Origin of the sequence: Arthrobacter sp. NPDC056493 (assembly GCF_042795115.1) — a bacterium.
In the GTDB taxonomy this organism is placed as follows: domain Bacteria; phylum Actinomycetota; class Actinomycetes; order Actinomycetales; family Micrococcaceae; genus Arthrobacter.
Genome location: NZ_JBHTSL010000003.1, coordinates 5,559 through 19,090 on the forward strand (window position 1 = coordinate 5,559; position 13,532 = coordinate 19,090).

The window sequence follows — 13,532 nt, forward strand, 5'->3', positions numbered from 1 at the left end:
TTTGTTTATACGCCCCACCAACACACGGGGGCGGTGGCGGGGACCCGAGCCCGGGGGGAAAAACGCGGAGGGGACGAGGGGGGGTGGTCCCGCCGTCGTCCGCCCCAGGCGTTAGTTTCGCCGCAGTATCAGCCCAGGCCGAGCTCGTCCTTGCTGAAGGCGAACAGGTACGGCACGCCGGCTTCGGCTTCGATCTTTTCCTTGGCGCCCGTGTCGCGGTCGACGATCACGGCAACAGCCACGACGTTGCCGCCGGCGTTGCGGACGCCCTCGACGGCGGTCAGGGCCGAGCCGCCCGTGGTGGAGGTGTCCTCGAGCACCAGGACCTTGCGGCCCTCGACCGAGGGGCCCTCCACCTGCCGGCCCATGCCGTAGGACTTCTGCGCCTTACGGACCACGAACGCGTCGATGGCCCGGTCCGCGTCTGTGGCGGCGTGCATGACGGCGGTGCCTACCGGGTCGGCCCCCATCGTGAGGCCGCCAGCGCACTCGAAGTCGATGCCGGCGTCGTCGATCAGGGACAGCATGACCTGGCCCACGAGCTTCGACGCCTCGTGGTGCAGTGTGATGCGGCGCAGGTCGATGTAGTAGTCGGCCTCGGCCCCGCTGGAGAGAATGACCTTGCCGCGGACAACCGCGAGCTCCTTGATCAGTTCCAGAAGTCGGGCACGGGCAGCAGCGGCGTCAAGCGTGGGAGTCATGGGGTCCAGTTTAGTGGCTGACCGGTTTGTGACGGACCGCCTAGGCAGTGGGCCGCGGTGCCTCCCGGCGGGCGAATGCCGGGGCGTGCTCAGGCCTCGGGCCGATGGCGATGAGCCGCGGCAGGATGCGCCGCATGACCGGGAAGCGCCGGCCGACGAACTGCATGAAGGGAGGCGCGCCGGACCGTTTCCCACTGAATAGGGGAATGAACACCGCCCGGTGCATGCCCCGCTGGACGGTCTGGATGATGACAGTGGGCGGCATCCGGCGCCGCTGCACCGCCGCAAGGTCCTTCACCGTGACTTTGCGGCGCAGCAGGGCAGGGGCGAGCCGGGCTGCGGCAGCCACGGCGTCCTGGATGGCCAGGTTGATGCCTACCCCGCCGGCCGGGGACATCGCATGCGCGGCGTCCCCGATGCACAGCAACCCGTCGACGTACCAGCGATGGAGGCGGTCCAGCCGGACATCCAGCCAGTGGAGGTCGTCCAGGGAACGGATGGCATCGACTCGGTCGGCGAGGTCCGGCCGCAGCGCGGCGACCCGCTCCCGGAACCGCTCCACTCCCTCGCTCCTGATGCCGTCGCCGGAGCCTTTCTGGGCGAAGTAGCCCATCTGGTAATAGGTGTCCCGGAACAGGGCAATCAAGCCGGCGCGCTCCCCGAAGGCGGGAACGATGCCGGCCACCTCGCCCTGCTCGGACGCGAAGCGCGGCAGCTTGAACCACCAGGTATCGAAGGGCACCGGGTACTCCCTGGACTTGAGCCCTGCGGCCTGGCGCAGCACCGAGTGCCGGCCATCTGTGGCCACCACAAGGTCCGCTCGGAGGGCACCCCCGGTGCCGTCCTTGGTGCGGTACCGCACGCCGGTGACCCGGCCGCCGTCGTACATCAACTCCGTCGCGGTGTGCTCCATCAGGAGTGTGAACGAGGGCTCTTCGGCGGCGCTGCGGGCCAGGAAGTTCAGGAAGTCCCACTGCGGCATTATGGCGATGTAGTTGTACGGCGGCTTCAGGCCGGAGAAATCGCCGAGCGTGATCAGGCCGCCGCCGGGCGTCGGGAAGGCGACGTTGCGGAGCCGGCTTTGCGGCAGATCACGGAACTCGGCGCCGAGCCCGAGTTCGTCAATGACGCGGATGGTGGAGGCGTGGACGGTGTCGCCCCGGAAGTCCCTGAGGAAGTCGCCGTGTTTTTCGAGGACGGTGACCTCGACGCCGGCCCGCGCGAGCAAAAGGCCCAGCATCATGCCGGCGGGCCCGCCGCCCACCACCACACATCCGGTAGTCTCCATGAGCCATACGGTACGCCTGGGAAATCGCGGTGGATACGCTCGCTACGGGAATGTCCCCGCGACGCGCAAAAATCCCTGCGACGCAGAAACGGACCGGCGCTACGGGAATTCCCGTCGCGCCAGCCCATTTGCGTGTCGTCAGTCCGGGAACTACCTAAAGCCGGGTGTCGAAGGAGTCGCAGAAAACGTTGTCGTTGAACGTTCCCTGGAATTCCGACTTGCCCATGATCTTTTCGATGGTCGCCCGAATGGCCTCGGGCGACCCGGCGTGGGCATTGATGGCGGTCTTGACCATCGGCACGTCAATCAGGTGGTTGGGCTGGTTGAGCGAGACGAACACAGTGGGGACCTCGGTGGCGTACCACGGGATCTCCGCGGCCATCGGGGTGGACCACTTAATCCGGATGGCCGCCTCTTGGGCGAAGCCCTTCACGTTGGCGAACACAAAGGCGGCATCGTACTTGTCCGCGTAGTCGCCTGTGGCCTCCTCGGAGATGACCGACATGAAGTTCACACCGGTCTCCCCCGCCGCCTCGCGCTGGTCCGCCGTCCTGAACAGGTGCACTTCAAAGCCGGCGCTTTCCAGCTCGGCCTTGACGGTGTCCAGGTAGGCCAGGGGGTCACCCCGGGTGAAGTCCGATCCGCCGGAGATGCCGTACAGCCGGATCCGTTTGTGCGTCTCCGGCGTGATGGGCAGGTTGTTGGCCGTGTCCTTGATGAGGGTGACGGTTTTGTCCGCGATTTCGGCGGCGATGGCACGGTGCGCCTCGCTGCCGATCACCGCGAGTGCCTCCGCCGGCGGGACCAGCTCCGCGGCCGGCTTGAGATGCAGGCCCAGCGAGGCCTTGAGGGCCAGGATCCGTCGCAGTGCGTCGTGCAGGCGCTGCTCGGTGATGACGCCGGACTTGTAGCCGTCCAGCATGTATCCGAAGTCCTCGGCCGGGTTGCGGAAGAACAGGAACATGTCGCAGCCGGCCGCGATGGTGGCCGGCACCAGGTCCTTGCGCTTCATGGCCTGGGTGAGGCCAATCATCTGCGAGGCGTCGGTAAGGATCAGCCCGTTGAAGCCCAGTTCGCCGCGGAGCAGGTCCTGCAGCAGTTCCGGGGACAGCGTGGCGGGCAGGATGTCCTTGTCCGCCGTGCCCGGGCGGAAATGCCGTGTCAGCTCGGGCGCCCCGATGTGCCCGATCATGATGGACTGCACGCCGTGCCCGATCATCTCGCGGTACACGTGCCCGTAGCTGCGGTTCCAGTCCTCGTAGCCGAGGGTGTTGTAGGACGTGACCACGTGCTGGTCGCGTTCGTCCATGCCGTCGCCGGGGAAGTGCTTCATGGCGCAGACGGTGGGTGACTCGCTGATGCCGTCGAAGTACTCCTTGGCCCGCTCCACCACGATCTCCGGCGTGTTGCCGAAGGCCCGGGTGGAAATGACCGTGTTCCGCCAGTTGTAGTGGATGTCCACGATCGGCGCGAAGGCCCAGTTGCAGCCCAGGGCCGCGGTTTCCACCCCGGCCACCTGCCCCATCTGCCGGGCGATGGCCTTGTCCGGGTGCGAGCCGGCCTGCAGGTGCGTCGACACGAACGTTCCGTCGTCACAGCTCCCGGCTCCCCCCATTTCCGGGTTGGAGGCCACCAGCAGCGGGATGCGGGTTTTGGACTGTGCATACCGGATGTGTTCCTGCACCGCGGCGGAGGGGCCCGGCCGGTAGCGCATGCCGCCCACGTGGTACGTGTCCAGCACGCCGTCAAGGTACTCCGGGGAGTAGTCGTTGTTGTGGTTGATGAACAGCTGGCCGATCTTTTCCTCGAGGGACATGCCGGCGAGGGTGGATTCCACCCACGCAACGGCCGCGTCGTCGAGGTTGAACGGCGCTGCCTGGAGGTCGACGTCGAACTGGCGCGGTTGGGTGCCCGGGGCACCGACGGCGGCACACGTGGAAACGGCGGCACCGGCGACGGCGGCAATGCCCGCCAGCGCTTCGGCCACCACCTGGGTCACCGGAGCGGCGATGTCGACGACGAAGCCGGCTTCGTCGTCGTCGAGCGGTTCCAGCGTTGCCAGCTGCGAATCGAGCAGTGCAGGCGGCATGAAGTGGCCGGAACGGCCTTCAGTGCGTGACCTCAGTACCTCGTTGCTGCCGTGCAGGTGCAGGAAAACCGTGTCCGGCGCCTGCTCGCGGATGGCGTCGCGGTAGCTGCGGCGCAGGGCCGAGCAGGCAAGAACAAGCCCGCCGTTTCCGGCGTTGGCGAGTTCGCTGCCCACGGTGGCGAGCCAGGGCCAGCGGTCCTCGTCCGCCAGGGGCGTACCGGCCGCCATCTTGGCGACGTTCTCCACCGGGTGGAGGGAATCGCCGTCGAGGAACGGGACGCCCAGTTTGCGGGCCACGAGATCACCGATGGTGGTCTTGCCGCAGCCGGAGACGCCCATCACGATGATGCGGTGCCTGGTGCTCATCAGCGGTTCCTTACCAGTCATGGCGTGTTCACCAGTCATGGACGGTGCCGTCGACGAGGCGGTTGTAGGGCAAGTAGGCCTGCTGGTAGGGGAAGGCCGCGGCGGCTTCGGCGTTGAATTCGACGCCGATGCCGGGCTTGTCGCCCGGGTGCAGGTAGCCGTCCTTGAACGTCATGGACTGTTCGAAGACCTCGTTGGTCTTGTCCGAGTGCTGCATGTATTCCTGGATGCCGTAGTTGTGGATGGCCAGGCCCACGTGCAGCTGCGCCGCAAACCCGACCGGGGAGATGTCGGTGGGGCCGTGGAAGCCGGACTTGATCTGGTACTGGGCGGCGAAGTCCATGACCTTCTTCAGCGGCGAGATCCCGCCGAAGTGGGTGGAGGCGGCCCGGACGTAGTCGATCAGTTGTTCCTTGATGATGGTCTGGTAGTCATACACGGTGTTGAAGATCTCGCCGATGGCCAGCGGGGTGGTGGTGTGCTGGCGGACCAGGCGGAGGGCTTCCTGGTTTTCGGCCGGGGTGCAGTCCTCCAGCCAGAACAGGTCATAGGGTTCCAGCGCCTTGCCCAGCTTGGCGGCCTGGATCGGAGTCATCCGGTGGTGGCCGTCGTGCAGCAGCGGCAGCTCGGGGCCGAACTCGTTGCGGACGGCCTCGAAAACGGTGGGCAGGTGGCGCAGGTAGGCCCGGGTGTCCCAGTCCTCCTCCACCGGGAATGCGCCGCGGCCGGCGGGTTCGTAGTCGTAGCGCTCCCCCGAGGCCTGGGCCTGGGCGGCGACGCCGTAGACAGCCTTGATGCCGGGGACGGCGGTCTGGATCCGGACCGACTTGTAACCGAGTTCCAGGTGCTCGCGGACCGAATCAAACAGCGAGGGGATGTCCGAGCCGGAGGCGTGGCCGTAGGCACGCAGCCCGTTGCGGGACGCCCCGCCCAGGAGCTGGTAGACCGGCATGCCGGCCAGCTTGCCCTTGATGTCCCACAGCGCCATGTCGACGGCGGCAATCGCGGCCATCGTGACCGGGCCGCGGCGCCAGTACGAGGACCGGTACAGGAACTGCCAGGTGTCCTCGATCCGGTGCGGGTCCTTCCCGATCAGCAGCTGCGCGACGTGCTCTTTCAGGTAGGCGGCCACGGCGAGTTCGCGGCCGTTCAGGGTCGCGTCGCCGATGCCGGTGACGCCGTCCTCCGTGGTGATCCGCAGGGTCACGAAGTTGCGGGACGGGCTTGTCACGAAGACTTCCGCGGCAATGATTTTCACAGCAGGTCCTTTCGGAGGGAACAGGTTCAGGGTTTCAGCTGGCGGGCGGTCAGTTGGTGGATGCGGCGCTGGAGCGCTCGACGGCGGTATTGACGGTTTTGGGGTCGCCGGCCGTTTTGGTGGCATCGCCGCTTTCGCGGCGGGCGCGGATTTCGGCGAGGATCTCGGCGTGCATGGCGTCCGTCAGCTTGTACTTGGACATGACCAGGACGGCCAGGATGGTCAGCACGGCCGGGATGGCGCCGGCGGCGAGCTGGATGCCGAACACCGCGTCCGCGGTCTGCACGGCGCCGGACTTGTAGCCGCCCAGGGCCAGGGCGTACGCGGCGAGCGCTCCGCCCACGGCCTGGCCGGTCTTGCGGGTGAACGAGAACAGCGCGTAGGTGATGCCCTCGGTCCGGACTCCGGTACGCCATTCGCCGTATTCCACGGTGTCGGCTTCCAGCGCCCACACCACGATGTTGACGGCGAGGACGCCCACGAGGCTGATCACGAGGCCGCCGAAACCGATCCAGACCTGGCTGGCCGGGGTGAAGAAGATGATGGCGCCGCCGACGACGGTCAGCATCGACGAGTAGATGTAGACACCCTTCTTGCCGATGGACCGGACCAGCTTGGGCATAACCGCGGCCAGCACAAAGGTGCACACCAGCTGGATGATGGACAGCACCGGATACAGATCAAGGCGGCCCAGGACATCGCGCAGGTAGTACAGCTGCACTGATGTCAGTGCCAGGTAGCCGGAGAGGAAGAAGAAGGAGCTGACGCACAGCATCAGGAGGGGCTTGTTGCCCTTCAGGGTTTCCAGGCTTTGCTTGACCGAGACGTTGGGGACGGCGCGGTGGACCCGTTCCTTGGCGGTCAGGACGGTGAAGAAGTAGAGGGCGGCGCCGATCGCCACGAACACCAGCGTGATGGTGGTGAAGGTTGCCTGCAGGTCGGCGCCGGGCTTGATTAGCGGTGCCACAAAGATGCCGAGGGCCGAACCCACGAGGAGGCCGCCCACCATGCGGGCCGATCCCAGCTTGGCGCGCTCCCCCGGATCCTGGGTCATGGCGCCGGCGAGGGAGCCGTAGGGAATGTTGACCAGGCTGTAGGCCAGGCCGAGGGCCGCGTACGTCACGTAGGCGTAGAGCAGGGTTCCCGACTCGCCCAGCTGCGGGATGGAGAACGTCGCGACGCTCAGGAGCAGCAGCGGGATGGAGCCGAACATGATGAACGGACGGAACTTACCGAAACGCCTGCTGAAGGTGCGGTCCACCATGCGGCCGGCAAAGACATCGGCGAACGCGTCAAAGATCCTGACGACCAGCAGCAGCGTACCTGCCGCAGCAGCCGAGATTCCCGCCACGTCGGTGTAGTACACCAGCAGGAACATGGTGGCAGTGGTGAAGGCGAGATTGTTGGCTGCATCACCGGCGCCGTAGCCGACGATGCTGAGCTTGTTCAGCTTTTTCATGATTGGGCTCCTTTACCCGGTGCCGCCCCTGTGGAGTCGGCGAAAAATGTGAAAAATGCTTTGGTGCTATGGAAAGCCTGGGTGTCCGGTGGGTCTGATTCCCGGGATGCCAGCTTTTGCTGTTGTTGTAATCCTAATCACTTGGCAATCAAATGGCAAGCGGTTGCCAAATATTTGTTGAAAGTTCCATCAAACAGCACTCGTCCCGAAACAGCACTGCCCGGTCCCTATGGTCCGGGAGCCGGGCAGAGCCGCATGTGCGCAGGGGGCTAAGGGGAGACAGCCGGCTCCCCGAACGTTCCGCACAGGTCGTCAATCATGCCGACGACGGCGGCGTCCCCGGCCAGCGCCGGATTCACCAGGCCCAGCAGGGCCCGGATCCGCCCGGTGCCGCTAAGCCGGTTGGCGGCGTCAATCTCATCGGCCAGCGGATCCTGAACCGTTGCCGCCGCGGCGGTGAAGTCCATCCAGGCAGCGATCATGAGGGCTGCGGCCGCCCCGGACCTGCCCGCGGCCCGCTCGGCCTGCAGCACCGGCACAGCCCGCATCCGCAGCTTGGTGCTGCCGTCCATGGCGATCTGGGCCAGGTGGTGGGCGATGCGGGTGTTGCCGAAGCGGGCCAGGAGGGCGTCCCGGTAGGCGGGGATCTGCAGGTCGGCTCCGTGCAGGTTGCTTTCGGCCTCATCCCAGAACTGTTCCACGGCGTGCAGGCAGGAATTGTCCCGGAGAGCTTCTGCCACGGTGGTGTGTCCCCGTAGTTGCCCCGCATAGGCCAAAAGTGAATGCGCACCGTTCAGGAGCCACAACTTGCGGTTTTCATAGGGTTCGATGTCCGCCACGAAGACGGCACCGGCGTCCTCCCAGCGCGGCCGGCCTGCGGGGAAGTCCCCGCTCAGCACCCAGTTGGCGAAGGGCTCGGCTACTACCGGCGAGGTGTCGTGGTAGCCGAAGGAGTCTGCGACGGCCGCCACGTCGGCGTCGGTGGTGCGGGGCGTGATGCGGTCCACCGAGGTGCTGACAAAGCTGATGTTGGCGTCAATCCACGCTGCGAGCGAAGGGTCCCATGCCCCGGCGATGCCCGCCACGGCGTTGTGCGCCACGGTGCCGTTGTTGGAGAGGTTGTCGCAGCAGACGACGGCGAGCGGACCGGCGCCGGCGGACCGGCGGGCGGCGAGGGCAAAGACCAGGCGGCCCAGCGGCGTCGTCGGGTTGCCGCTGCCGGAAGCCAGCAGCGCCAGGTCGGCCACGACGTCGGGAGCGCTGCGGTCCAGCTGCCCGTCGGTGCCAAGCCGGTAGGCGGCCTCGGTGACGGTCAGCGTGACGACGGCGGTCTCCGGGGCGGAGACCAGCTCCGCCAGCCGCTGCACGTTGGCGCCGTCCACGGCCTCGACGATGCTGCCGACCACTTCGAAGGAGTCACCGGCGCCCGCCCGTTCCACCAGCGTGAAGAGCCCGTCCTGTTCCGCGAGGGCCAGGGCCGCGTCGGGGCGGCGGCCCGTGAAGGCGGCGATGCCCCAGTCCGCGGCGTCGCCGGCCCGGTGCGTGTACCAGGCCTGGTGCGAGCGGTGGAAGGCGCCCAGCCCCAGGTGCACGATGCGGGTGGGGGGCTTGGCTGACGGCCGGAGGGTGCGGTTGAGCCTGGGGAGGTCCACGGCGGCTTCCTGTTCGGCCTGCAGTCCTGCGGTCACAGCTTGAAGACCCTTCGCGGCGATCCGTCCACGAGGTCGACGATCAGTTCGTGGGCGCGTTCCTCGCTGACGCGGTGCTCGGCAACGAGCCGGGCCAGGAAAGAGGCCTCGATGCGGCGGGAGGCGTCGTGGCGGGCGGGGATGGAGCAGAAGGCGCGGGTGTCGTCGATAAAGCCCGAGGAGCGGGAGAACCCGGCGGTCTCGGTGACGGCGGAACGGAAGCGCAGCATGGCGTCCGGGGCGTCCAGGAACCACCACGGGGCGCCGAGGTAGACGGACGGATAGAAGCCGGCCAGCGGCGCGAGTTCGCGCGAGAACACAGTCTCGTCCAGGGTGAAGAGCACCAGGTGGAAGTCCTTGGCGGTGCCGAAGTCCTGCAGCAGCGGGCGGATCGCCTCGGTGTAGTTGACGGCGAACGGGATGTCGTGGCCTGTGTCGGCGCCGTACGTGTTGAAGGTGGGCTCGTGGTGGTTGCGGTACGAGCCCGGGTGGATGGTCATGACCAGCCCGTCCGCCACGGACATCCGCGCCATCTGGTACATCATGTGGGCTTCGAACGCGTCGCGGTCCTGCGCGGTCGCCTCGCCGGAACGGGCGCGGTCAAACAGCCGTGCGGCGTCGGCGTCGTCGAGCTTCAGCGTGGCCGGGGTCCGGACACCGTGGTCGGCCGAGACTGCGCCGTGGTCCACGAAATAACGACGCCGGTTCTCCAGGGCGGTGAGGTAACCGGCATAGCCGGTGGCGCCGTCGCCCGCTGCCGCGATCAGCCGGTCAACGTTCGCGGACCAGGTGGGGTGCGCGATGTTCAGGTAGGCATCCGGGCGGAAGGTGGGCAGGACACGGCCGTGGAACGTGGGGTCTGCCGCGATGGCCTTGTGACTGGCGAGGCTGTCCAGGGGATCGTCCGTGGTGGCCAGCACCTCGATGTTGAAGTCCTTGAAGAGCTGGCGGGGCCGGAAGCCCGGCTCCACGAGCCTGGCGGAAATGGCGTCGTAGCTGGCATCCGCAGTCTCGGCGCTGATCTCCTGCTGGAGGCCGAAGACGCTGCTGAACTGGGTGCGGAGCCAGTAGCCGGAGGCGGTGCCCTCGAACAATGGCCAGGCCTGGCAGAACTCGCGCCAGACGGTGCGGGAGTCCGGCTGGGACGCCTCGGAATCGCGCAGCCGGTCCAGCGGGACTCCGCTGGCGTGGACCAGGCGGGTGACGTAGTGGTCCGGGCTGACCAGCAGCGCTGCCGGGTCCGGGAAGGGCGTGTTGTGCTCGATGACTGCGGCGTCAACGTGCCCGTGCGGGGAAATGATGGGGAGGTCCTGGACGCGCTGCAGGAGGTCGCGCGCAATGCTGCGCGTTCCCGGGTCCGCGGGCAGGAGCCGGTCTGGGTTGGCGGCAATCGACTGTGACATACGTCAATGGTCCGGCGTGCACCAGTGTTTTGTCAACCGGTTGCCAAAAATTGCCATCGGGTTTCTGTTACTGCGCGGGAAGGAGCCTTCCGCTCGAGCCGCGCAGCACCAGCTCGGTCTCGACGCGCAGGATGCCCGCCGGTTCGGCGCTGCCGTGCAGCAGGTCGAGGAGGAGCGTGGTGGCGCCCGAGCCGCACTCCCCCAGCGGTGAACGCACGGTGGTGAGCGGCGGCGTGGTGAAGTCGGCGCCGAAGATGTCGTCGAAGCCCACGATGCTGATCTGATCCGGCACCACCACCCCGGCGGCCTGGAGTTCCTGCATGAGGCCGATGGCCAGCAGGTCGTTGTACGTCAGCACGGCCGTGGCGCCGCTGTCGCGCACGTCGCGCGCCACCTGCCTGCCGCCGTCGACCGTTGGCTTGCCGGATTCCAGCCGGACGGCCTCGAGCCGGGACCATTCGCAGGCGGCCTGGACGCCTTCCCAGCGGCGGGCGGACATCCAGGACTGCGGCGGTCCGGCGACGAATGCGACCTTCCTGTGTCCGTTGGCGGCCAGGCTGCGCACCGCCTCGCTGATGCCTTTGTTGACATCGGGAACCACGCAGGGCACGCCGTCGACCTCGCGGTTGATGACCACCACGGGCTTGTCGCCGGCCAGCGCGCGGATGTCGTCGTCGTCCATGCGGGGGCTGGCAAGGATGAGTCCGTCCGCCGTCGTCATCATCCGCCGGGCGGCCGTGAGCTCGGTGACGGCGGATTCGGCCGACTCTGCCAGCACCAGGGTGTAATCGCGGAGCGTGGCAGTGGTTTCCGCCCCACGGATGATGTCGAAGAACGTCGGGTTGGTGATGTCCGCGACGATGAGCCCGAACGTGTTGGTGCGGCCCGTGGGCAGGGCACGGGCGAAGGGATTCACCTGGTAGTTCAGTTCCGCCGCGGCGTCCTCGATGAGCTTCTGGGTCTTGGCGCTGACCCGGCCCGGCTTGCTGAGCGCCCGCGAGACCGTGGACGGGTTGACACCCGCAAGCTTGGCGATGTCGTAGATGGTGGCGTTGGACTTGCCGTTCCGGGCGTGCTTCCTGGCCGGGCCTGTGGGTGCGGCAGCTTCCGGCGTCTTGGGTTCAGTCACCGCCCCATCCTAACGAGGAACCCGCCCAACTGACTCGCAGTTAATGTCGTTTTGAGCCCTCAAAACGACATTAACTGCGAGTCAGTTGGGCAATGGTTTACGAGCGCTCGGGGAACTTGCCCTCGGCCGCGATGCGCTTGTTCAGCTCCGCCAGGAACTCGTCCTCGTCAAAGTCCAGGCCCACTTCGGTGCCGGTCCAGCTGGAGAGGTGGATGGCGTTGGCGAGCCGGACACCGCTGATGCCGTCAGAGCCCGGAGCCAGCAGCGGGGTGCCGTCCAGGATGTTGGCGGCGAAGTTCTCCAGCACGCCGGAGTGCTGCGCACCCCAGGCGGACTCGAACTCGATCACCTCGGTGGTGTAGTACTCCTCGGGATTCAGCTCGCCCATGAAGAGCTTGCGGACATCGTCCATGCCCATGCTGTCGCTGAGCTCGCGCTCGGGCTGCTTCAGGCGGGTCACGGTAGCGGTCTTGGAATTTTCGACGACGATCTTGCCTTGGTCGCCCAGAATCTCGAAGCGGTCGGTGCCGGTGAGGTCATGGGTGGCGGTGACGAAAACGCCGGTGGCGCCGTTGCCGTAGTCCACCACCGCGGTGACCTCGTCCTCGACGGCGATGTCGCGGCGGAAGCCGTAGGCCACCTTTGCATAAACGGATTTGGGCACGCCGCAGATCCACTGCCACAGGTCGAGCTGGTGCGGGGCCTGGTTCACCAGGACGCCGCCGCCTTCGCCGCCCCAGGTGGCCCGCCACTCGCTGGAGTTGTAGTAGCCCTGCGGCCGCCACCAGTTGGTGATGATCCAGTTGGTGCGGCGGATGGCGCCGATCTCGCCGTTGCTGACGATCTCCTTCAGCTTTTGGTACAGCGGGTTGTTGCGCTGGTTGAACATGATCGCAAAGGAGAGCTCGGGCTTGCCGGCGGCAAACTCGTTGAGCTCCTTGACCTGCTTGGTGTACACGCCGGCCGGCTTCTCCACGAGGGCGTGGATGTTGCGTTTGAGCGTCTCGATGCCCATTTCCGGGTGCAGGAAGTGCGGGACGCAGGTGACGACGGCGTCCACGTCGCCGCTTTCCAGCATGGCGATGTAATCGTCGTAGAAGGGCGCGTGCGGGTACTGGGAAGCGGCCAGTTCCTTTTTGGCGGGGTCGGTGTCGCAGATGGCGCCGATCACCATGTTCGGGACTGCGCCGTCAGCGATGAACTTCGCGTACATGCCGCCCTGCTGGCCCAGGCCAATGATGCCGAGGCGTACTTTCGTGCTCATTTATGGATCTCCCTATCTAGAAAAGGTCGGCGTGGCCCATGGCCACCAGGTTGTCGTAGGAGGTCTGCAGTGCATCCCAGACAGTGCGGCCGTACAGCTGGTCCTGCTCCACCAGCAGGTACCGCGCTCCGGCTTCCTGGGCGGCCGGGATGATGGACGGGAAGTCGAGGTTGCCCTCACCCACTTCGGCGAACTGGACCACATCCTTGAACTCGGCCATGAATCCTGCCACGTCCCCGGATTCCAGCAGCCCGAAGGCCGATTCCGGCAGCTGCCCGATCCGGTAGTCCTTGAGGTGCACCATGGCGGTGCGTCCGGCATACTTTTCCAGGGTCCGGACCGGGTCAAGACCCCCGCGCTGCACCCAGTGGACATCGATTTCCATGCCGATGGCCGGCGAGTTCTCCGCGATAATGTCCAGCATGTAGTTGCCGCCGAACTTCGCGAACTCGATGTGGTGGTTGTGGTAGTACAGGCCGATGCCGTGCTCCTGCAGGCGTTCGGCGTACTCGTTGGCCAGCTTTGCAAAGTCCACCACCGCGTCGATGGACTTCATTGCGGGGAAGGGCAGCATGCCGATCCGAAGCAGCTTTGAGCCCAGAGTCCTGGCGTCGTCCACGACTTTGTCGAAGTGGTCTTTGAGGGAGTCACCGGGCATGCCTTTGGGGGTTTCCATGGCAACAGACAGCGCTGCGATGTCCATGCCGAGTTCACTCCGGGCGCGGTCAAGTTCCGCCACGTTCTCCGCGGTCATGGGAATCTGGGAAATTTCGACGGCGTTGTAGCCGATCGCGCTGACCTTGCGGAGCGTTTCGAACGCCCCGAGTTCGGTGAAGCTGTCCTTCAGCATCATCGCTTGCACGCCGATGGTGGCTGTGTTTGCCATG

General features: G+C 66.6%; 10 protein-coding genes. All 10 read right to left on the bottom strand.

Annotated elements, in window-relative coordinates:
• Window positions 1–128 precede the first annotated feature (128 nt).
• Window positions 129–701 (bottom strand): orotate phosphoribosyltransferase, encoded by a 573-nt coding sequence (pyrE, locus tag ACFQ50_RS01715; RefSeq protein WP_377993801.1) that lies wholly within the window; start codon window positions 699–701, stop codon window positions 129–131.
• Between the two features lie 40 nt (window positions 702–741).
• Window positions 742–1,989 (bottom strand): FAD-dependent oxidoreductase, encoded by a 1,248-nt coding sequence (locus ACFQ50_RS01720; RefSeq protein ID WP_377993802.1) that lies wholly within the window; start codon window positions 1,987–1,989, stop codon window positions 742–744.
• 154 nt (window positions 1,990–2,143) lie between these two features.
• On the bottom strand, window positions 2,144–4,444 hold the full coding sequence (locus tag ACFQ50_RS01725) for a gluconokinase, GntK/IdnK-type (protein WP_377993803.1): 2,301 nt from the start codon (window positions 4,442–4,444) through the stop codon (window positions 2,144–2,146).
• Window positions 4,445–4,472: 28 nt separating this feature from the next.
• Complete coding sequence (gene manD / locus ACFQ50_RS01730) at window positions 4,473–5,702, bottom strand: D-mannonate dehydratase ManD (protein WP_377993804.1); 1,230 nt, start codon at window positions 5,700–5,702, stop codon at window positions 4,473–4,475.
• Window positions 5,703–5,751: 49 nt separating this feature from the next.
• On the bottom strand, window positions 5,752–7,161 hold the full coding sequence (uidB, locus tag ACFQ50_RS01735; protein ID WP_377993805.1) for a glucuronide transporter: 1,410 nt from the start codon (window positions 7,159–7,161) through the stop codon (window positions 5,752–5,754).
• Between the two features lie 269 nt (window positions 7,162–7,430).
• Complete coding sequence (locus ACFQ50_RS01740) at window positions 7,431–8,849, bottom strand: mannitol dehydrogenase family protein (protein WP_377993806.1); 1,419 nt, start codon at window positions 8,847–8,849, stop codon at window positions 7,431–7,433.
• Window positions 8,846–10,252 (bottom strand): glucuronate isomerase, encoded by a 1,407-nt coding sequence (uxaC, locus tag ACFQ50_RS01745; RefSeq protein ID WP_377993807.1) that lies wholly within the window; start codon window positions 10,250–10,252, stop codon window positions 8,846–8,848. Before uxaC ends, ACFQ50_RS01740 begins: the two co-directional genes overlap by 4 nt.
• A 67-nt stretch (window positions 10,253–10,319) precedes the next feature.
• On the bottom strand, window positions 10,320–11,381 hold the full coding sequence (locus ACFQ50_RS01750) for a LacI family DNA-binding transcriptional regulator (protein WP_377993808.1): 1,062 nt from the start codon (window positions 11,379–11,381) through the stop codon (window positions 10,320–10,322).
• 97 nt (window positions 11,382–11,478) lie between these two features.
• On the bottom strand, window positions 11,479–12,645 hold the full coding sequence (locus ACFQ50_RS01755) for a Gfo/Idh/MocA family protein (RefSeq protein ID WP_377993809.1): 1,167 nt from the start codon (window positions 12,643–12,645) through the stop codon (window positions 11,479–11,481).
• Between the two features lie 16 nt (window positions 12,646–12,661).
• Window positions 12,662–13,531, bottom strand: a complete 870-nt coding sequence (locus tag ACFQ50_RS01760; protein ID WP_377993810.1) for a sugar phosphate isomerase/epimerase family protein — start codon at window positions 13,529–13,531, stop codon at window positions 12,662–12,664.
• Window position 13,532 lies beyond the last annotated feature (1 nt).